Raw genomic sequence first — 21,070 nt, 5'->3', positions numbered from 1 at the left:
CCAATTCAATGCTGAGCACGAACAACAGAATTGACACCTACAGCGATCAGATACGCGCCTTTCTGGCGTCAAATTTCTACGTGGCCGACCCGCGTGCCCTGGAGGTTGAAACGTCGTTGCTCGACCAGGGCATCATAGACTCGACTGGAGTGCTTGAAGTTATCGGCTTCGTCGAGGAGACATTCGGCATCACTGTCGAGGACAGTGAACTTCTGCCTGAGAATTTCGATTCCATCCAGGGAATTGCACGTTACGTGGTGAGCAAGGAAAACTGATCGCCGGGCGATGGTAATAAGGGCGTCTTCCCAACCGAGCGCGCAAACCCATGGCGCGGCTCACGCTGGCGTTCTGGCTCGTGCACAAACCACCCTGGCTTCACCAGCATTGTTCGCAACCGTGCGAATGCTCTCGTAGCCTTTGGAACGTTCAACCAAACTCATGACCTGCCGGTCCTGGCCAAGCCCGACCTCGAAAAGCAGCATACCACCTTGCCGCAGATAGCGCCGCGCCTCCTTGATCACCCGCATGTGAATGCTCAGGCCGTAGGGCCCGGCAGCGAACGCCTCACGTGGTTCAAGTTCCATCAAATGCGCGCGGTCGTTTTCGAGCCGCTTCTCGGAGATGTAAGGCGGGTTGCAAACGACCAGATCGATCGTGCCTTCGAGCTCCAGACCCGAGAAGGAATTGAACAGGTCGCCCTGCAGCACCGAAATGCGTCCGGCCAGGCCAAGATGGGCGACGTTCCGGCACGTGGTTTCTACACAGCTGTCAGTGAGATCGCTCGCCCAGACGCGCGCGGTGGGGACCTTGTATCCAATGGCGCAGGCGAGATTGCCTGCCCCGCAGCACATGTCGACGACACGCGGGACCGGCCGATTAAGTTCACGCAGCACATTGAGGGCGGTGCAGCCGAGCAATTCCGTCTCCGGGCGAGGGACGAGCACGCCGGGCGCGACAACCAACTTCAGTCCCATGAAGTCGGTGCGGCCGGTGCTGTAGGCGCTGGCGACATCTATTTCACCAATCACGACAAACCCGCTTTCTTGATTTTCCCATGCTCGATTTCTCAGGTCGCCCATGTCTTCATGCTGTGAGGCGAGGCATCAGCCTCATCGTTCCCGGCTAGGTTCACGTCCGCGTAGCTACTGGATCGCCGCACTCTGCAGGTCGCTGCTGAACCTCACCTCGATCGTGTCTCCAGGCGCGACCTCAGTGTCCTGGTCGACCGGTCGACTTCTCGACGCGTCGCCGGCCCCGCCGGTTATTGTGATCCGCGCCTGGAAGGTTTCGCCGGCGACCGGCAGTGGAAGAGCGGACGCCCCTGATGGCTGAAGCTTCTGGCTGGCTGCGTGGAGCCTTGCAGTGGTCTCGGCGAGGCGAAGGTCGGTGTCCCTCAACTCGTTCAGAAGGCCGATCCTTCGTTGATTTTCATTGCGTTCCTGCTGCCTGACGAAGTCTTCCTGCTGGCGTCGCGTTCTCATGAGTTCGACCGACGTCTCGAGCGCCCGGCTCGACGACATCAGCACGGCACGTCTGACGTCGGCGAGCCTGCTGTTGGTCAGGTTGCCCGATTCGAACGATTTGGTGACCCGCGCCAGATCGTCCTCATCCTGTTTCACCGCGGCCGCTTCCGTCTGCTCGCGCTTGAGCAGAACCTCGACCTCAGCCTCGGCATCCTTGGCGGTCTTGTCGAGATAGCTTTGCTCCTGTTGAAAATTGTTCAGCGAAATTCTGAGACCCTCCGCTTCCGCCTGCGCGACCGCCGATATCAATGCATTCGACAGGGGTGAACCTTGCGGCGGCTGCATGTCAAATTCTGCCTGGTTCTGAAGTTCGGCGCGGATACGGGCGCCATGAAAGTAGTCCCTGATATAATCCCCCCAGATCGACTCGTAGTCGCGTCGCAGATCAACGGGATCAGGTCCGCTTTGGCTTGCCCGCGACCGCAGAAGGCTGAAACCGCCGGCGACCGCAATCGCCTGCCGGACTGTCATGAGTGGCCGGTAAGCCTGCTGCCCTGGCGTCAGCACATCGCCAGTCACGTAGATCGGCCGGTACTCCGCGATCACGGCCGTGACGTCGCTCGGCTTGATGACGATCATTTGCTCCCGTCCATCAGGCAGACGCTGGTGGACGATCTTGGTTGGCAGCACCGCTTCCATGCGCGTCTGCAATTCAGCCGGCGTCAACCCGCCAACTGGGATCATCCCGAACTCGGGCAGCGCGATCGAGCCATCCATCTGGACAATCGCGCGTTGCGTTCGTTCCGCTATGGAGGCAATTCCTATCTCTACCGTGTCGCCGGGGGAAAGCTTGTAGGCCACCGGCGCTTCAGCCGCGGCTGCGATATCCAGGGCCAGGCAGCCGGCAAGCGCTGCAAAGAAAATTCGGCTAACGAAGGCCATTGATGGCAATCTCCCTTTAATTCAAGCTCGGCTGCTGCGGCCAATCGAGACGGGCGACGAATTCGTAGACCGGCCCACCAGGCACCCCCCAATTGCTCGACCAGATCACTTGCGACCCATCAGGGGACGGTGAGGCATGTGTCTCGCTCCAATAGTCAAATGGAGCGTTTCGCGTCTGCACGATGCGTCGGACCTCCTGACGACCGTCAACACGCAGCGCGATCACTTCGCGCGTGTATGGCGCCCAGTTTGGATGGCTCCGAACCTCATCGGGATTGCCCCCGTAACTTATAAATGCCCATTCGGGCCTGTCCAAAGCACGCAGCGACGTATGCTCGGCCTCACCGTACTTCGTGAGCGACGTGACCTTTCCATCGGACAGCCGACGCTTGATCACCTGATATTCGTCCGGAGCGGATTTGCTGGTTCCGACGTAAATCTCGCTACCATCCGCATCGAGAGTCAAATCGCCATGGCCGGGCCGATGATGGTCCTTCCACCTCTGGCGCAGGGTGCCGTCGACTGCGAAAATGGCTCGCTGCTCGGTGCCGTCGACCAGGTTTTGGAAACACAGGATGTTTTCTCCAAGCGGAGAAATGGTGCAGGAACTGGTCGTTCCGGCAACCTGGGCGAGATCGATGTCCGGGTATTTCAGACGCCGGTCGATGTCGTATGCGAAGACGACGGCAGCTCCATCATCGCGGGTCGCGCGTACGGCAATGCGGTTGCCGTCACGACTAGGATTTCCCTTGGACGGGCCGAATTCGAGATCCCGATATTTCGTTGCGGCATACACTATGTCCTCACGATTGGTGCGGGGAGCCCAAGTCGAGATCTTTTGACCGTCGACACAGATCATCATCTCCGCCTTTCGAGGGCGCCATTCGCACTCACCCGACTTGTTGCGGTGAAACAAAGGGAGGTAGGTTTTCCCGTCGAGGAAACACATGCCGTTGCAGCCGTTCATGAGGACGAGGAGGCTCTGATCCGCATTCCACGCTTGCGCGCTCGAGTATCGGTGACTGCAATATATCTTGCCGCAGACAATTCCGCTGCCAAGAGCTCCGGGCTGGGTAATCCGAGTAAAGCTGATCCCTGTCGCCGGATCAGTGACAGGTTTCAGGTAAGCGGGCAGATCCATTGACGGCTCCGTGCCTGCCGCACCGCTCGGCCGGTTTCCGGCTGTGTGCAGCGCCAGCAGAGCGGCCATCAGCAGCACAGCCGGTATGAGCCGCGGAAAGGTCATGTCATATAGCTCATTTCACGACGGACGCGGCCTTCGCTGAGGCGCGAGCGCCACCACTCGATGGTCCTTTCCAGACCATCACGCAGGCTCGTATGTGCCCGCCATCCGACTTTACTTTCAAGGTTTGAGGAATCGGCGAGCAACGCACGAACCTCGGAGTTCTGCGGCCGCACCCGGCTTTCATCGCGGCGGACCGGTTTCCTGGTGCCACTCAACTCGAGCACCAACTCCAAAACGTCCGAGACACTGGCGGCGCGCTGGCTGCCGGCATTGTAGGCATGGCCAAATTCAAGCTTGGCCGCCCCTGCCGCCACAAATGCCGCCGCAGTGTCTTCCACAAAGGTAAGGTCGCGGATAGGGCTGGTGTCGCCGACCATGATCGCCGAACAGTTCTCGTCCAGAGCCTGCCTTATGATGGTCGGCACGATGGCCCGCTCGCTCTGGCGCGGCCCGTATGTATTGAACGGTCGCAGGATCACCACCGGCACATCGAAGGACCTGGCATAGGACGCCGCCATCATGTCCGCGCCGATCTTGGATGCGGAGTAGGGGGATTGTCCCTGCAACGGGTGGGATTCGTGGATCGGCATGGTCAGAGCGGTGCCATAAACCTCGCTTGTGGACGTATGCACAATGCGCTCGGTTTCCCAGTGGCGTGCCGCTTCGAGGACATTCACGGTACCCAGCACATTGGTTTCCACATAGGATTGGGCAGCCGCATAGGAATAGGGAATCGCAATCAGCGCAGCCAGATGAAACACCACCGCCTGGCCGCGCACGATCCGGTTGATGAAGGCGCTGTCACGAACGTCCCCCCGAATGCACTGCAACTGGCTTCGAACGTGGTCGGGCAAATCATCCAGCCAGCCATGGCTGTCGAACGAGTTGTAGAGGGCCAGTGCCGTGACATCGGCACCTTCGCGCACCAGCGCTTCCGTGAGGTGGGATCCGATAAATCCATCCGCACCCGTGACCAGGACCTTCCTGCCGTGATAGTTCACGACCGTGCACTCCTTCGATCATGTGAGCCGTCAAACTGGCGAACGAACAACAATCCATTCATGCCAAACTCTCCTCACTTGCCAACTCTACCCACTTGCCGCGGGAGGCAGGGACACGCCGAAAACCGCCCTGAAGCCCCGCATTATCCAGACGAGGTCCGATGCAATGGTGCGCCGCGGATAGTAGGCGAGGTCGATCGTTGCCTTGGCCGGGAACAGGACCTCTCGATAAAACAGGAGCGGATCAAGGGAGGGCGGGTAAAAACAGGCTTCGTGACGGAAGAGAACCTGGGTTGGGCCGAGCAGGCCAGGCTTCCACTGTAGGACAGCTTCATTGCCGCCGCGGAAACAATCGGCGAAGGCAAGGCTTTCCGGCCGCGGCCCGACAATTGCCATGTCCCCCGTGAAAACGTTCCACAGTTGGGGCAGCTCATCAAGTTTCGTTGCCGCGAGAAAACGGCCTACCCGCGTCATGCGGCTGTCATCGTTCATGGTCAGCGCAAGGCCGAAAGGATCGGCTGTCGTCTTGAATTTGCGGAACTTGTACATGCGAAACGGTTTTGCGCCGGCACCCAGGCGCGTCTGTGCGAAAAGCACGGGCCAACCGCCCTCGACAAAGAGTGCAACGGCAATCAGGAGCATCAGTGGAGCGAGTACCATTCCCGCTACTGCGGCGAGGATGATGTCCATAGCGCGTCTGGCAATTCCGTGGCTGGTGCCAGCTACGGCGGGCCGATGCATCGTCACGTCGAGTGCGTTCATGCCGCGGCTCCCGCCCGCCCGCTGCCTTCAATCGCCGTGGCCAACGCAACAACCACCGACTCGATCGCACTTGCCGTAATTTGCGGGTGTAGTGGAATCGTCAATTCCCGCTGCGCGAAGTCCTCGGTCTTCGGCAGATGGATTTCAGTGAACATCTGGCGATAAAACGTCATCTGGTGCACGGGCGTATAGTGGATTGTGGTCTGTATACCCTTCGTTCGCAGATGGTCGATTACCGTTTGCCGGTCGACGTCATGCGGCAGGAGGACAGGCATGATGTGGTAGGCCGAGGTCCGCGGTTTGCCGAACGGGACTGTCACAGCCGAGCAATAATCTGCGATCAGACGCCGATAGAGGACGACCAATATGCGCCGGATTTCATTCCATTCCTGCAGGTTCTGAAGTTGGACCAAGCCGATAGCGGCGCGCAATTCGTCCATGCGATAATTGAAACCGAGCATCGTCACGTCGTATTGCGGCGTGCGGCTGTTCAGCCGCTGATGTGTGCCACTGGTCATCCCATGTCCGCGAGCCTGGCGGATCGCTTCACGGAGCTGTGCATCCCGGGCGATAACGGCCCCGCCTTCCGCGGTGGTCATGTTCTTGTTGCCGTAGAAGCTAAAGGCCGCGGCCGCACCGTAAGTCCCCACCTCCTTAAGGCCGGGAGCATGCGCGGCATCCTCGACGATATGCAGTCCTCGCACACGGGCAAATCTCTGCCATTCTTCCCGGTCGGCGAGGTAGCCGGCAAAATGGACGAGAATGACTGCCTTGGTGCGTCCGGTGCACTTGGCTTCCGCGTCGCTTAGAGACATCAGTGGCACTTCGGCCGACTCTATGTCGACGAATACCGGTGTTGCTCCTACGTAGAGCACTGCATTCGCGGTCGCCACGAAGGTCAGCGAGGGAACCAGCACTTCGTCTCCAGGGCCGATCCCAAGTGCATGGAGAATGAGATGCAGGGCGGCGGTGCAAGAGCTGACGGCGACGCAATCGACCGCATCATGCACGGCCGCGAAGGCCTCTTCAAAGGCTCGTACCTGGTCCCCCATCGTCAGCCACCCACTGTCGACAACTTTGGCCAGGGCCGCCTTTTCCGGAAAGCCAAGAATAGGAGCGCTGACCAAGAGCATTACGACCTCCTCATGTTGGCGCGGCCGAGCGTTCGGCCCTCAAGCGGCCGCTGCCGAGACCTCGATCGATGCGGACTGCTCTTCCCAGGCAATGGTTTGTGCGTTTTGAAAATCTTCAACGCGTCCGATATCCAGCCAAAGCCCATCATGTTTGTAGACGTGCACATTCGTGCCGTTTTGCATCATCTGCAGCATGAGGTCGTCGAATCCGAAGGCGATACCGTCAGGTATAAAACGGAAAACATCTGGGTTCATGCAATATATACCCATGCTTACCAGATGAGATAGAGTCGGTTTTTCACGAAATACTTTAACAGTATTGTCGATCTCGTCGATGACGCCGAAGTCCATCTTGATAACGCGGGAAGCGGTGGCTATGGTGACTGGATCCGTGTGAGTCCGGTGTGATGCCACAAACCGGCTGAGACTGAGATCGGTAAGTACGTCCCCATTGAGAACAATGAACGGCTCGTCCAGTTCCTCCCTGATCAGGGAGAGCGGGCCGATAGTGCCGAGAGGTTCCAGCTCCTGGGTATAGCGTATCCTTAGATTCCACTGTGATCCGTCTCCGCATACGGTGCGGATCAAGTGCCCCAGATAGCCGGTCGTGACGTAGACTTCCTGAATGCCGTTCCGTCGCAGCCACTTCAAAAGCAATTCAAGAACCGGTCGAGCACCGATCGGCATGAGAGGCTTGGGCAAGATGGATGTGAAAGGCCGAAGGCGTGTTCCCATTCCACCGCACTGAATGACCGCTTTCATCTCGTCCTCCTATTGATACGACTGTCGCGGTGTGATGGGTCCAGCCCACCGGCCGGAAGGTACGCCAGTGTTGGTTTCGCCTCTCCGGGTGCAGCGATGGTAAGTGGCGCCCGAGAAGGCGTCGTCGTGCATTTGAATGGCACTTTCCCGGCGTTTTGATTTCAATATTCCAGCCGGCAGGGCATGGGCGCGGCAGGGCGGTCAATCAGAGCTGGGAGCTGTAGCCGCTCGATTGGCAACTGCTGTGCGCATGTCCGGCGCCGGTAACGACCTTCTCGGAAGGGCATCGCTACCGTTCGTACGAAAAAAACACTTTGCCATCTGGCCCTGAAATGTGTGCGATTGTAAGCTATATTAGCAGGTTGAAATGTGCGGATGGGCGGCGACGAGCGTCGACATACGGGGGATCAGCGGGCGGCTGATCTGTGTTGGGTCACCGTACAGTCCATCCAAAGGGAGGGTTCGGCAGCTAGGGACACATGCGGGCTGCCAAAAGGTGGGTGGTTCATGTATCGTATTATCATCGCCGATGATCACGGCTTGTATCGTCGTGGGCTGCGACTGGCATTGATGGCCGGCATTCCAGACTTGGAAATATTCGAAGCGGCGTGTTTTGATACCGTCATAAGCCTGCTTGAAGATCAGGCGCCCGTTGATCTCGCCGTCATCGACCTGAACATGCCAGGACTGTCCGGCCAGGACGATCTTCGCGACGTCTTACCGGCTCATCCCGACACACGGTTTGCAATTGTTTCAGGGACCGATTCACGCGCCGAGATTCTAACTGCCCTCTCGATTGGACTTCATGGCTATATCGTAAAGTCCCAAACGGACGAGGAGGTGGTCCTGGCGGTGAAGGAAATCCTGGCCGGCCGTATTTACGTTCCGGCACTTCTTTCACAAAGGTCCAAGGAGCCGGTACGCCTTCCATCCGAGGCTCCCACGCGAATGCCCCACAGGACCACCAGCGTCAACAATCTGGGCAGGCTTACGTCCAGACAGAAGGAAGTCCTCAGGTTGATGGCCGAAGGTTACTCGAACAAAGAGATTGCCCGCTCTCTTGAAATTGCAGAAGCGACGACGAAGATTCATGCCGCCGCCGTCCTGCGCGAACTTGGGGCACGAAATCGGACAGAGGCCGCGGTTCTGCTGAAGACATGGGCCGCCAGAGACGTCAACTAGCGCCGATTGCTTTTGGCGGCAGCCGGACCGAATATTTCAGTCCGTGAGCCAGCATCTCAAGCTTGGAAGAGTGACCCACGATAGGCTCACCGTCGGCTCCAATGATCAACGACCCAAAACCGCGCCGAGCCGAGGTGGAGACCCGGCGCTCTCCCGATTCCGACCATTCAAACACGATGTCGGCGCCGGGCTCCTGGGCTGTGAATTGCCACATGACCTCGATCCGGCCTGCCGGAGTGCCGAGAGCCCCATGCTTCACGGAATTGGTCGTAAGCTCGTGAACGATCATTGCGAAGCTCTCAGCCGAACCCTCTGCGATTTTTACTTCGGGCCCACTGATCGAGATGTTGTGCGTCCCCATGTAGGGCTGCAATTCCTGAACGATGAGGTCGCGCAAGGACGCCGACAGGTTGCCATCGCGTGAAAGAAGCAGATGCGTCGCCTGGAGTGCGCCGATTTTTTGGATCAGTGTCTGCTTATAGCGGGCGATATCGTTGTCGGGGGCACTAACCATATTCACAAGCGCCGTGATCACCGGAAACAGATTGTTGAGCCTGTGGCGCTGTTCAAGCATGGCCCGCTCTCGCTTCTTCGCCGCAGCCCGCAGCAGAATGGTTATGCGCCGATCGGTGACATCCGCGGCGACTCCTATTCGCTGTGCACGACCATCGCGCAATTCGTCCCGTCCGCGAAGAGCAATCCAGCGGATATGTCCGCCAGCTCGCCTGATGCGGATCTCCGCGTCATAGTTGGCGCCGGATGCAAGCTCTCCCGGGGCCGTCAAATTAGGCAAGTCGGCTGGATGAACGACCGCAGCCAGTTCCTGCAGCGGACGGCTCGGCGCGGGTGCCAGTCCCATCATTTCCCAGAACGCGGCCGAGCCGTTCACGGATCCGCTCTCGAAGTCTATGCGCCATGTTCCCAACCGGCTGGACGACAGCGCCAGGTCCAACCATTCCTTCTGAGCCCGGAGTGCCTCGCGGGCGGTTCGCTCTCCCGATATGTCGTCCACCATTACAAAGATGCTTTGAGGGAGAGCATCAGCTGGCACGGCCAAAGACAGCGCCAATCTTGTCCACAAAACCGTGCCGTCCTTTCTCAGGAGACGGATCTCCGAGCCGAACGAAGTCGTGTCTTTGAGGCGAGTCAATGCTTCCGCCAAAGTGTGGTTGTCGTCAGGATGGACGAGTGCCCTGACTGGCAAACTAGAAAGCTCCTCCTCGGCATACCCTGTCATCTCACAAAGACGTTTGTTGGATCGTTGCAACTCTCCGTTCTCGCTCATATTGGCAAAGCCGATAGCGGCACGTTCAAATGCCCAGCGATAACTGTTTTCGGTCGCCTCCAAGGCCACGAGTCTAGCCTCTGCAACCCGCAAAAGGGTGCGGTAGTCCTGCCTCTGCCGGTGGAAAGTCAGGGCGATCATCCCCCCTGCAACCAGCAGCAGGATGGCCCTAATCCAAACGTCGACGTCGGTTGGATTGTGAAGGACATCCCGCGCCAACAAGCCGACAGTCACCATCACAAACGTTGCCGCAAGGGCAATCAGGCGATCTTCGAGATATGAGATGGCAATAATGGTGGGAACAAACTCAAAAAAGCCGATGTCGTATGCCATGGAGGCGGGCAGCGCTGTCTCGACCGCAAGTGTCGCGACCAGGAGCGACATCGAGGCAAGGTGGGTTAGCAACTTGCCTGAGCTGTTCGGATGCAAACTGAGCGAATGCAAACGCATGTGCCAGACTATAACCTTCTGACTAGTCCGTCGAGATTAGACCGAAAAGCGTACAGACTAGTCCGACCGCAGGATTGTTCCCCGGGATTGTAGCGCGCATTTTGTCCGTTGTCGGGGGCGGATCGGACCGCAACTCTCCAAGCGACCTGACTGACATGTTTAAGGCACCTCCTGACAGGGAGGCGTTGCCGTTTTGCGGGAGGTAAGAAAATGGCACTGGTTGGTAGGCAGCATGATGGAATTCTTGGTCGCCAATATGGAAGTTTCGGGGGAAAGCCCGTCTCGGCCTTGAGAACGCAGGGTGGCCATAGTTCCGCCTGGCACCAAGCACCACAAAGGTTCGACGGCGTGGCTGTCGAGCCAAAGCAGAGCAGCCTTGCATCTGTTGTGAGAATGCTTGATCGCATCGGGTGTGGCTATCTGATCCTGAACAGCGACAGGAAGGTCATGGAGTGGAATTCAGCCGCTCAAAACACCTTGGAGCGCGAGGGCGAGGCAGCTGATACGGCCGGCAAGGTGTCGGTTGCTCTGAGGCGGCTGATCGCAAACGTGCCGGGGAATTTTCTTCCTGGCACGCTTTCATGGGTGGTGATCCGCGGTATGGGCGACAGGCCCTTGATTTTGAACGAGAAGGGCATAGCAACGCCTGACGCGACGAGTATCGTGGCGCTGCTGGATCGTGAAAACAGGTCCGGGCCAAATCCCCAGACGCTGCAAAGAATGTTTGGTCTGACGAGTGCCGAAACGCAACTCGCGCTGCGCTTGGCGCAGGGCGATGCCCCTTTGGAGATAGCCCGCAAGCGGCGCTTGAGCCGGACCACGATAAGGTCACAGCTGGCGTCGCTCTTCGCCAAGACCGAAACACGGCGCCAGGCGGAACTGGTAGCTCTTCTTGGGCGCATATGCGTCTTGCCGTGAGGTAACGGCCGTACCATGCGCGCGCGCAACAGGCTTGTGCGCGCGCAATCTGTTGCCGGCGTGCTTGTCCGCCAGCCTCACCCTACCGCCGTCGTGTGCGCACCCGGCCCAATCTTGGGCGGATTGCAAACACGTGGTTAAGCACGTGCCAGCCCGCCACCTTCATGACGGAAGGCCGGAAGATCTGAATCCCGTCCAGGAACGTGGTCAACCAGGACTGCTGGTGGAACCTCATGGGAATACGAGCAACCCGCAATGCCCGCAGCAATGTCTCGGGAGGCGGGAGATGGTTGCGGTCCTTGATGAGATTCCAGTTAAGCTGTTTGACGGCGAGGGTCACTTCGTCGACCTCGCGGAAACTTTTTGACGTTGTAATGCTTGGATGGTTCGTTGCATCGTAAAAGGTAAGCGGATCGCTTATCGCCACCATGTCCCCATGGCTGGCTAGATCCACGAAGAACAGTTGATCCACTCCGGCCGGAATCTCTTTGTGCGTGCGCATCAAGCAGCCGGCACGAATGACGTCGCTGTTGATCAACAATGTGGATGGAATAATCCCCAGGCAGCGTGTCGCGCGCACCAGATAGAGGTCCATCAGGCACTGCTGGCTGGAATAAAGCGAGATCGGTTCCTGCTGCTTGGGGACTTGGCGAAATCGCACTCGCTTGTCCTCGATTATGTTTGCGGCTGACGTCATGAAGGCGACTGAGGGGTACTGTTTGGCAATTTCGGCGAATGTCCTGAGTGCACCTGGCGCAAGCCAGTCATCGTCATGTAGCAACTTGATCCATCGTCCGGAGCAAGCCAGCATAGCGTTGTTGGTGTTCTCCACCTGACCGCGACCTCGACTGTTTTCGATGATGCGGATGCGAGGTTCGCTCCGTGCGTAGTCGGTCACGATAGCCCAGGTCTCGCCCTCCGGCCCCTCGTCGTCGCTCACGACCAACTCCCAATCGGAGTAATCCTGGCCCAAGACGCTGTCGATCGCCCTGCGGATCGTATCCGGTCGACGAAAGGTTGGTATCCCGACCGAGATAAAAGGGCGTGACCACGAGAGATCGGCCCGGTCATGCTGGGTGACCGCAACTGCCGCTTGAAGGTTGTCAACCGACGACGAATTCATGGTGTTTTTTCCTCGAGACATTCATGTTGGATGCACGTTGCAGCGCCTGCTGGTTGAGGGTCGTGGGTCAACAGATACAGTGATGCTGCCATTTTCAGAGCGAAACCCGACGCGCCGCCGGCGGCCATGAAATAGATGACGGTGACTGGCTGCCAGCCCGCCTGGGCGCCGGCGAGCAGCGGGCCAAACACGAGAACCGCCCGTGCGAGGTCGATGACCAGTCTTGTTCCTTGCCGCCGTAACAGAGCGGGAACGTCGCTGAGCGGAGTCGACAACGCCTGTGCCGCGCCCATCAGCGCCAGTGCGGTCATGATTTCCGCAGTGGGCATCCAAGGCTCGCCCAGAAGCGGAACGACCACATAGGGCGCGGCGAGGCCGAGGAGCAAGATCGGCACCGCGGTAAAGGCGGCGGCCAGCAGGAGAAGCCCGCGCGCCACACCAAGCAGGTGTCCACGATTGCTGTTCCGGTTTGCTTCGGCGACAAAAACATTGCTGAGCGGTGTGGCGATCAGCGTCACCGGACCGGTGACCAGCCGCGCGGCCACGCCCAAATATCCGGCAAATGCGGTGCCGAACAGCCCGCCGACAAGGACTGCTGGAAGATTGTTGATTGCTATGCTCGCGAGCGTTGCGGGAATATCGAACAGAGGAAATTTGTATTCCCGCCGAGCCTTTTCCAATACCGCACGCCAAGGTGCCCAGGCGATGCCACGCAAATCCTCCCAACTCATCACCCGATAGCCGATCACCCCGATGAAGACGAACTGGCTTAGAATATGGGCATGGATCATCGCTTCACCGCCGAGTTCGGCGATGCCGAAAGCCAATTGCAGTGCAGCCATGCTCGCCGGCAGGATCAGGCGCCCGAGAGCAAAATCGCGCAAAAGCCCGGCACGCAGACTCCAGCAGTTCATGGCTTCGACCAGACCTGCGCCTCCCATTCCAATCGGAATGAGCCAGGCGAGCGAGCCGAGGCGATTGGGAGCAAGGTTCGACAGCATCTGTCCGGCCGAAAAGGCCAGGACGGTCGTCACGAACACAGCCAAGAGAATAAGCTTGACCGTCACATAGGCCTGCGCGTTCCCCTTGACCCCATAGAGCGAAGCCTCGAAGCGCAATGCCGCGACCCCGGCGAGTATGTTCACGATCGACAGATAAATCGTAAAGATGCCGAAATCGGCCGGCGAATAGAGCCGCGCCAAAACCGGGATTGCGGCAAGAAGGGTGAGCTGGCCGACAATCGCCATTGCCGACACTCCGCTTGCTGCACGAATGATCGAGCCGATCGGGCTCGGCCGAACAACGATGATGGCTGTGCCTGCCGCAGGAACCGTCTTGGGTCTCAGAAGGTCGCTTGGTGCCATCGGTTCGCGCTTCCGAGAGAGGCAAATATCGGGGATTGCCGCAGCCTACGATGCACACCGGACCTTGCCATCATTCACCTGAATGACGCGCTCTGCTGACAGGCTGCACCGTGAATCGTCCTGGCCGCTCCCTGGATGAACCGCCCCAGGATCGTCCGTAGCCCAAGGACGAGCCTGTGGCCGTCATGCTATTTGCTCGCGCAAGAGGTCAGCGCTGTCCTCGAGCCGATATCCGGCATGTTTTTTCAGATTCACTCGCGTGAGGACACTGCCAACAGGTATCGCAAGAGAACCGTTGCCCTGAAGGAGTTCCAGCACCCCGCGAGCGAGGGTGCGTGGCGTTTTCCTCCACCGGATGGCGAAAAGAACCACGTCCGCCCATCCTGGCAGAAATTTGGCTTCCGGCTGCCCCAGCGCCGACGGCAGGTTTATGATCACGATGCGATAGGTCGCGTGCAGATCCGCCATCACTTTGCCTCCGTCCTCGCATGATAGCAGCGCCAGCAGGTCGTCCGACGGAGCGGCGGTCATTACGTCGATCCCGATTTCATGCAGCCTGGCAACGGCACCTTCCAGGTCGCAGCGATTGCAAACATAGTCAGCGAAGGAATGGCGGTTCTTGCGTTCGCTGAACTGGTGCAGGAACTCGAGCGTGAGCTGAACGCCCTTGCGTTCAAGATCGACCAACAGAACTCGACCGCCCAGTCGCGTGCCGGCGAGCGCCAGGCTCCACGCGAGCTCGGTCCCGCCATCCTGCGGCACGCTGGAGGTGACAAGCGCCGTGTACGACGAACGAGCCCTTAGCGCATTTGGTGCCGCCGCAATCAGCAACGACGTCACGGCGCGGCTATATGCGGACCTGCGCTCCCCCAGCACGAGGTTTCGCAGTTGTTTGGCATGCATTCCGCCTGCTTCGGGAATCTGCCCCACACAGGGAACCTTGAGCACCGCTTCTGCCTCGGCCTCGCCACGGAAAGTCCGGTCGAAATGATTGCGCATCGTGACGTACATCGCCCCCAGAATGGCGAATAGGATCATCCCAGGGGGAACAAGGAAGATGGCTGGCAAGGTCTGCGGGATAGTCGGCGGCCAAGCAGCGGACAGGATGGAAATTCCAGCTGAGGGAACTCCGATACGCCGCGTCAAATCCTGTTGTCGACCAAGGAGTTCGTTATATCGCTGGGTCAGCAGGCTGACCTGCGGCTCGAGAGCCCGCAAACCGGAAAGCCGGCTGGCGGTGTCGGCCATGACCGCATCCAGGATGTTCTTTCGGCTTTCAAGAGCGGCGATCTGTGCACGGAAAATGTTTGCATCGGCAGCAATCTTGTCGACGCCTTGTTCGATCTTGCTTTGCGTCGTGGCTCTGAGTTCCTGGTCTGCCGGCGCGAGAGCCTGTCGAGCCGCAAGGTCGGCAAGTTCAGGCGCGCCAATAGCTTCGGCCAAGGCGGTGAGAGAGGCCCCATGCTCTCGAAGCCCCTGGACGTATCGAAGCCGAGATTCCACAGCGGCGAGGTCCGCCTTTGACATCGACAATTGCTGGCTGAGGTCGGCCCGTTCCCTGGCTGCATTGTCCGCCGAGCCTTGGTCGATGGCTCCGTGGCTCAGCCGATATTTCTCAAGGCGGTCTGCCGCTGCCTGCAGATCATTTTGCAGCCCGGGCAAACTGGCGGTGATCGCATCGAGCTCTTGCTGGTCGGATGCCTGCCTTTTCTTCGCTAGGGAGTCGACATAAACCTGAGCGAATGTGTTGGCCACGAGCGCCGCCCGCGCGGGGCTGTCATCGGCAAAAGCGACGGAGATTACTCTCGATCGCAGCTCCTGCCCGACCCGCATGCCTCGCCGCAAAGCTCTCAACTCGGAGGCATCCTCGGCTTGTGGACCGTTGGCTACCTGGTCCGCCCCTGGCCACAGCCAGTCCAGTAGACCGCCGGCAAGTGAGCGTGTCCTTGGGGGAGGGGTGGCAGACGGTTCAAGCCGGGAATTCCTGCTCGCGGAATTGTCCTGTCCGGTTTCCGCCGCACCTGTCTTGCGCAGTGCCGCCATGACGCGGCGCAGGTGATCTTGCGACGATAACATCGTGATGTGGTCATCTATGCTTGAATCAACGAGGTCCTGCGAAGACGGGGCGCCGACGGGCAGTGAACCGCGCGAGGGGGCGTCGACGATAAGCTGGGTTGTTGACTCGTAGAGAACTGGTCGAAGGCTTCCCAGCAACCCCGCCAACAAGCCGCCCAACACAGCGAAGGCAACAATAGACCATTTTCTCCTTGCCAGAATCACGAAGAGTTGGCGCGACGCGGTGGGCGGCTCGACATACTCACGCAATGACCGCACGGGCACTCTGCCTTCGAGAACCGGTGCTGGTAGTTGATTGACCCGTGGCAGCTGGATCGGGCTGATTGCGGAACCTACCATCTTACACTCCTGCCAGGTCGCGTTCATGAGTTGGGCCGGTTTGCTGTGCTTGCCGATTGGCCTTGCTCCGCCAGGCCTGGAACATCAACGCGGACCACAATTCGCGCGAGCGGTTATGGCCATCAATGTGATCGCGCCAGCAGGCGTCGATCTTCGCGGTGTCCAATACGTCACTGCTTTCGGTTCGCATGTCGGCGAGAAGATCGGTGGCCCAGTTGCGCAGCGGACCCCGCAGCCATGCAGCGATAGGGACATCGAAGCCTTGTTTCGGACGCTCGATCAGGTGCTGCGGGAGATAGCGGCGTAGCAATTGGCGAAGGATCCATTTGCCGGCGCCATCACGAACTTTCATGTTGGATGGCAGCCGCCAGGAGAATTCGACAACGCGGTGGTCAAGCAGAGGACACCGACCCTCAAGGCTGTTGGCCATGGTGGCACGGTCCAGCTTCACCAAGATATCGCCAGGCAAGTAGCCCGCCATGTCATCGTACAGAAGACGGGAGAGCAGGTCGTCAAGCGGCGGACCGCCGTAGCCGTGGGTTGGTTCGGTCGGCCGCTGATATCCAAGGTTTTCAGCTTGTGGCCGCGCCAGCCGCTGAAACAATTCGTCTTCGTTCGATGCCGTGAGCAGCCGGGCGAGGCGTTCCATTCGGTCGCTCCGGATAAAATGCCTCGCGCTCGCAGAGAGCGGCAGTTTGCCAACGGCATCGTCACGTCCGGCGCGTGCGAAAAACCCTGCCCCTGCCGCCAAGGTTCGGCGCAGTTGTCGGGGCAGGCGCAGGTGCCGTTTCAGCCGCTCCGCCATAAAGTGGCGGCCGTATCCTGCGAAGCATTCGTCACCACCGTCGCCCGACAGCGCTACGGTGACGTGCTGACGAGCGAGCCTGGCAACGAGCAAGGTCGGTATTTGTGATTCATCGGCGAAGGGTTCATCCCAGACCTGGGGCAACTCGGGAATGACGTCACGTGCGGCGCTTGGCGAGAGGTGAAGTTCGGAGTGGTCGGTACCCAGATGACGGGCAACGGCCGCTGCGTATGGAGCTTCATCAAAGCCGCCCTCTCCGAACGAGATCGTGAAGCTGCGAACCGGCTTGCAGGATTGGGCCTGCATCAAGGCGATCACGGCTGAGCTGTCGATCCCGCCCGACAGGAAGCCGCCCAGAGGCACGTCGGCGATCATACGTTCCCGCACAGCCAGCCGAAGCCGGTTGTCCAGTTCGTCAACCAGATCTTCGTCGGTGCCGATGGCGGGATTCCGTCGCCCATCGGCAGCGACGGCAGCCAGCGACCACCAGCGGTGAACGCATCGGGAAAGACGGTCCGCGCTGCGGTCTTCGGCAAAATTCGCCGCCGTGACGGAAAGGACAGAACCAGGCGGCAGTTTGAACACGCTTCGCCAGATACAGCGATGGTCCGGCACCCATCCCGTCGAAAGCATTGCCGCGGCGGCATCAAGATCAAGGTCGGGAGAAAAGCCCGGAAAGCAATTGATCGCCTTCAGCTCAGACGCGAAAACCAGCGCATCTCGGGTCGATGCGACATAGAGGGGCTTTTTGCCCATTCTGTCGCGGGCCAGATGCAGGGTTCTTGTCTTGAGATCCCACAATGCGAAGACGAACATACCGGCAAAGCGATTGAGGGCGGCCTCAAGCCCCCAATGCTCGATTGCGCAGAGCATCACTTCGGTGTCGCTAGCACCTTGAAAGGTTTGGCCCGCACACTCGAGTTCGCTACGCAAATCGCGAAAATTGTATATCTCACCGTTGAAGGTGATCACGTACCGACCGCTGGCGGAATGCATCGGCTGGTGCCCGGCGGCTGACAGGTCGACAATTGCCAACCGCCTGTGGCCCAGTGCGATTCCAGCTTCGCGGTCGATCCAGAGCCCCTCGCCATCCGGCCCCCGGTGACGCAGCGATGCAGTCATCCGCCCGATCGCTCCAAGCGGCTTTATGTCCAGAGCGTCCGAAGCCAATAGAATTCCCGCGATCCCACACATTAGGCCACCCTCGGTTCAGCAAGCTGCCGCCGAAGTGCGGTCGGATTTCCGGCAACGAGGCAGAAAGCCAGCGAAAACCACACGATCGGGTGGCGGATGATCAGGTGAGGCATGCTGAAGATTATCGTCGATCCCCCGAGCACCAGCAGGGCGTCGAATCCCGCTCGCCAGGCGGAGGACATGGCGGCGCCCACGATCCAGACCAACGCCATCACGGCAAGCAATCCGCCCTGCAGGTAAAGGTCGAGAACGGTGTTATGCGCCTCGAAAGGTCGCTGTAGAAATTGACGGTCGGCCACGGGAGGCCGCTCGAGGTGGGGGCCAGGGCCCAGTCCCAGGGACCCGGATTTCAATCCTTTTTCCACAGCCTCCTGCCACAGATAAAGCCGGAGTTCGAACGTTTCGACGGTCGCTTCCCCGCCTTCGTCTTTGGTAAGGCTCTTCGCAAAATTGGCGACGCTGGTCTCTTCGGTGAGCGCGTACGGCGTCATTGCAAGCGCTAGAGGGAAGGAGCCTGCCAACAGCATAATTGCCGCCAGGCGGGGCATGCTGGCGCGGCCGCTCGTTGCTATCCATGCACGAAGCCGCAATCCGATGAAGATGAGGCAGCTCAGGATGCTGGTATAGAGATAGGTGTCGCTCTTCGTCAGTCGGCCGACATAGAACGTCAGGAGCAGGCATGAGAATGCTAGCAAACGAGCCCATGGGTTGCGCGTGGTCGTGGCAAGATGCAAAGCCAGCGGGCCAAAGAGCGCGCAATAGAGCGCGAGTTGGTTCGGGTTCTCTGACCAGCCGCGGAACCGGTCCCAATACCATGGATCGACGCCGGATTGGTGGATCGCACCATAAGCCAAGCCAAGCTGTATCACAAAGGCTCCATTGGCAAACGCGACCACGTACCATGCGCTGCGGCGCAGATGCCGATCGGCGTCCGGCTCCGCCGCGGCCAGGCACGTAAAGCTTGCCAGCAACACATATGCCATAATGTCATGTACAAACCCGGTCAGATAAAGAACGGTGGTCAGGTAACCGACGATCGTGCCGATCCCCAAAGCGAGCGACAGGAGCAGCCAGAAGCTCGCCAGTTGGACAAAAGCGGGTGTGAGCTGGAGACGACCGCCAGCGAGTATTCGTCCAATCGCCAGCACGATCCAGATCGCGATGAACAATTCGCCATAGCCGAGCGGCAATCCCGGAACGCCTAGTTGCGTCGCATAGGACATAGCAACCCCCAGGGCGAGCAAGGCGTCCCGGATCATTGATGTGCCCCGCCTCGGTGATTTGCGAGGCCGCCTCCAAGCCCAACGGCAGGGAGCGGTCGCATGTGCCCCGCGCGGAGTGTGTTGTCGTAAAGGTCGCAGTACTGGTCGACCACCAGTGGCAGGGCAAATCGCCTCCGGACAAGTTCAACAGAACGGGCGCCCATCGCCTTGGCCGCCGCGCGGTCGGACAGCAAGTCTATTGTTCGCGAGGCGAGGGCTTCGGCATCATGCGGCGCAACCAGGTAGCCGTTCCATCCGTCTTCGACGACGTCGCTGCAGCCTGGCATCCTTGAGGCCACGATGGGCAGTCCCGCCAGCCCCGCCTCGAGCAATACACGCGGAACCCCCTCGCGATACTGAGTGGGAAAGGCGAATACATCGGCCATGCCAAGGAGATCGGCGACATCGCGTCGTGGACCCAAGGCCAGCACATGAGGTGCATGCCGATCAAGCTCCGACTTGTCGATTGCGAATGAGCCTTCGGATTCTCGTGGGCCGACGAGCACAAACCGTGCCGCGGGCCTTGCGGACAGGATGCGAGGGATCGCATTGAGAAGGGTCGCCACGCCTTTCTGGCGCGTCAAACGGCCGACGAAGATCACCACTTCGGCGGACTGAAGGCCGAGGTCCTTTCGCATCTTCGTTGCTGAGGACCCGAGATGGCGCACCGTTGCGAACGCGTCGACATCGATTCCGGAACTGCGTATCAGTCGCGAACTTCCGCGACCGATCAGCCGAAAGCGCTCGAAGAACAGTTGGTCGTCGCTATTTTGGAATACGGTCGCAGCCGTCCAGGAAGACGCAAGCCATTGTAGTGCGCAATAGACCGGACGCAACGCCAGGGCTCGAGGCTCCAGCGATGAGAACGTCCACCCCAGTCCGTTGATGGTGCGAATGACCGGAACAGTTCCCCGTACCGAAAGGGGCGTTAACAGATTTGGCTTGGTGTCGAAGCTCTGGATGAGGTCAGGCTGAAGCTCCTGCATCAAGCGGCGCATCGTTCCGAGAGTGCGCCATTCCCCGCCTCCGCTTGCAAAGCGGTCGAAGGTGAACCTGTGATGCGAAATGTCATGCCGTAAAAACGGTACGGGAGAACCGCTCGAGACCGCCGTAACGCGAAAGCCTTTCTCTCGCAGCGCGATGAGGAAGGGAACTCTCAAGGCGTGATCCTCGCCTCCCACGCAGACCAGGTGCGGGTTCATCTGCCTCTCCCAAGCGCACATGGCCGATTGGCTCTCATGCTGCCATGGCCCGGCTTCATCACCTCTGAGCGCATGCCGCCCGAGTGCACGCTAGGGGGACACCAGATGCCTGTCCTCGTCCGTTTGAATGACACCCGTGATGTTTGGAAGGGTAGCGATCAGCGAGGCGAGATTCCCTCGCGATTGCCGGAGCGTTCATGTGACTCGTGTCTTGCGGGATGAGCGCGGTGTTCGCCTGAGCCGGTACGAGTGGCTGGTCTGCATCACCTTGGTTGTAAGGTTTTCGAGTGTCCAATTGCGGCGGCGTGGTGCCTGAGCTCCGCGGTTCGCTGATGGCAAAAAGTTTTTGACGCGTGGTTGCGCTGGGCCGTCAAGCCGGCCCTCGGCCTGCGTCGCCCGGTCTTCAGGACGGAACCCGCACGTCAGCTGTTGGTCCACACATCCGGAACATCTGTCGGGGGGGGCCCACGGGCGACCCCCCCGGTTTAAAGAGTTTTTTGGGTGGGGGGGGGGGGGGTCGCCAAAAAAAAGAGGGTGATTTTAAAAAAAGAAGGGGGGGCA

At 59.6% G+C, this 21,070-nt stretch carries 17 protein-coding genes; 3 read left to right on the top strand and 14 right to left on the bottom strand.

The genetic code is table 11. The features are described from left to right. Nucleotides 1–8: 8 nt before the first annotated feature. Nucleotides 9–275 carry an acyl carrier protein gene (locus NKH97_RS05045; RefSeq protein WP_013533122.1) on the top strand — a complete coding sequence of 89 codons (267 nt, stop codon included), beginning with the start codon at nt 9–11 and terminating at the stop codon, nt 273–275. 60 nt (nt 276–335) lie between these two features. Here the strand turns inward: NKH97_RS05045 and NKH97_RS05040 are convergent, their stop codons facing one another. The 7 genes from NKH97_RS05040 to NKH97_RS05010 all read right to left on the bottom strand — a co-directional run bounded on the left by NKH97_RS05040 (nt 336) and on the right by NKH97_RS05010 (nt 7,309). Then, entirely contained in the window at nt 336–1,079 is a 744-nt protein-coding gene (locus NKH97_RS05040) for a N5-glutamine methyltransferase family protein (RefSeq protein ID WP_050592622.1), read from the bottom strand. A 63-nt stretch (nt 1,080–1,142) separates the two neighbouring features. Further along, nucleotides 1,143–2,324 (bottom strand): polysaccharide biosynthesis/export family protein, encoded by a 1,182-nt coding sequence (locus tag NKH97_RS05035; RefSeq protein WP_352628441.1) that lies wholly within the window; start codon nt 2,322–2,324, stop codon nt 1,143–1,145. Nucleotides 2,325–2,421: 97 nt separating this feature from the next. Next, nucleotides 2,422–3,651: a hypothetical protein gene (locus tag NKH97_RS05030; protein WP_031212341.1), complete on the bottom strand. Its 1,230-nt coding sequence runs from the start codon at nt 3,649–3,651 to the stop codon at nt 2,422–2,424. Beyond that, nucleotides 3,648–4,652, bottom strand: a complete 1,005-nt coding sequence (locus tag NKH97_RS05025) for an SDR family NAD(P)-dependent oxidoreductase (RefSeq protein ID WP_023808953.1) — start codon at nt 4,650–4,652, stop codon at nt 3,648–3,650. The genes NKH97_RS05030 and NKH97_RS05025 overlap by 4 nt, the downstream gene beginning before the upstream one ends. Before the next feature lie 87 nt (nt 4,653–4,739). Beyond that, entirely contained in the window at nt 4,740–5,414 is a 675-nt protein-coding gene (locus NKH97_RS05020; protein ID WP_023808952.1) for a sugar transferase, read from the bottom strand. Next, nucleotides 5,411–6,547: a DegT/DnrJ/EryC1/StrS family aminotransferase gene (locus tag NKH97_RS05015; RefSeq protein ID WP_352795610.1), complete on the bottom strand. Its 1,137-nt coding sequence runs from the start codon at nt 6,545–6,547 to the stop codon at nt 5,411–5,413. Before NKH97_RS05015 ends, NKH97_RS05020 begins: the two co-directional genes overlap by 4 nt. 39 nt (nt 6,548–6,586) lie before the next feature. After that, nucleotides 6,587–7,309: a nucleotidyltransferase family protein gene (locus tag NKH97_RS05010; RefSeq protein WP_023808950.1), complete on the bottom strand. Its 723-nt coding sequence runs from the start codon at nt 7,307–7,309 to the stop codon at nt 6,587–6,589. 507 nt (nt 7,310–7,816) lie between these two features. Here NKH97_RS05010 and NKH97_RS05005 point away from each other — a divergent pair. Next, nucleotides 7,817–8,491, top strand: a complete 675-nt coding sequence (locus NKH97_RS05005; RefSeq protein ID WP_023808949.1) for a LuxR C-terminal-related transcriptional regulator — start codon at nt 7,817–7,819, stop codon at nt 8,489–8,491. Here NKH97_RS05005 and NKH97_RS05000 read toward each other — a convergent pair. Next, nucleotides 8,484–10,226 (bottom strand): PAS domain-containing protein, encoded by a 1,743-nt coding sequence (locus tag NKH97_RS05000; RefSeq protein WP_023808948.1) that lies wholly within the window; start codon nt 10,224–10,226, stop codon nt 8,484–8,486. The two genes, NKH97_RS05005 and NKH97_RS05000, sit on opposite strands and share 8 nt — an antisense overlap. A 210-nt stretch (nt 10,227–10,436) precedes the next feature. Between NKH97_RS05000 and NKH97_RS04995 the strand changes: the two genes are divergently transcribed. After that, complete coding sequence (locus tag NKH97_RS04995; protein WP_031212340.1) at nt 10,437–11,144, top strand: helix-turn-helix transcriptional regulator; 708 nt, start codon at nt 10,437–10,439, stop codon at nt 11,142–11,144. A gap of 82 nt (nt 11,145–11,226) precedes the next feature. On the opposite strand, the gene NKH97_RS04990 is transcribed toward NKH97_RS04995, so the two are convergent. The 6 genes from NKH97_RS04990 to NKH97_RS04965 all read right to left on the bottom strand — a co-directional run bounded on the left by NKH97_RS04990 (nt 11,227) and on the right by NKH97_RS04965 (nt 20,509). Further along, entirely contained in the window at nt 11,227–12,267 is a 1,041-nt protein-coding gene (locus NKH97_RS04990; protein WP_023808946.1) for a glycosyltransferase family 2 protein, read from the bottom strand. Beyond that, nucleotides 12,264–13,514, bottom strand: a complete 1,251-nt coding sequence (locus NKH97_RS04985; RefSeq protein WP_245486033.1) for an oligosaccharide flippase family protein — start codon at nt 13,512–13,514, stop codon at nt 12,264–12,266. Before NKH97_RS04985 ends, NKH97_RS04990 begins: the two co-directional genes overlap by 4 nt. Before the next feature lie 300 nt (nt 13,515–13,814). Further along, nucleotides 13,815–16,046 carry a GumC family protein gene (locus NKH97_RS04980; RefSeq protein ID WP_023808944.1) on the bottom strand — a complete coding sequence of 744 codons (2,232 nt, stop codon included), beginning with the start codon at nt 16,044–16,046 and terminating at the stop codon, nt 13,815–13,817. Between the two features lies 1 nt (nt 16,047). Next, nucleotides 16,048–18,045 carry an asparagine synthase (glutamine-hydrolyzing) gene (asnB, locus tag NKH97_RS04975; RefSeq protein ID WP_352440667.1) on the bottom strand — a complete coding sequence of 666 codons (1,998 nt, stop codon included), beginning with the start codon at nt 18,043–18,045 and terminating at the stop codon, nt 16,048–16,050. After that, nucleotides 18,045–19,304, bottom strand: a complete 1,260-nt coding sequence (locus NKH97_RS04970) for an O-antigen ligase family protein (RefSeq protein ID WP_352440666.1) — start codon at nt 19,302–19,304, stop codon at nt 18,045–18,047. The genes asnB and NKH97_RS04970 overlap by 1 nt, the downstream gene beginning before the upstream one ends. After that, nucleotides 19,301–20,509, bottom strand: coding sequence for a glycosyltransferase family 4 protein (locus NKH97_RS04965; RefSeq protein WP_352795606.1), 1,209 nt, complete (start codon nt 20,507–20,509; stop codon nt 19,301–19,303). Before NKH97_RS04965 ends, NKH97_RS04970 begins: the two co-directional genes overlap by 4 nt. Nucleotides 20,510–21,070: the final 561 nt, after the last annotated feature.

Origin of the sequence: Mesorhizobium sp. M0870 (assembly GCF_040319775.1) — a bacterium.
Classification (GTDB): Bacteria; Pseudomonadota; Alphaproteobacteria; order Rhizobiales; family Rhizobiaceae; genus Mesorhizobium.
Note: the sequence above shows the minus strand (reverse complement) of the source record. Positions and strands in the feature narration are given on the sequence as shown.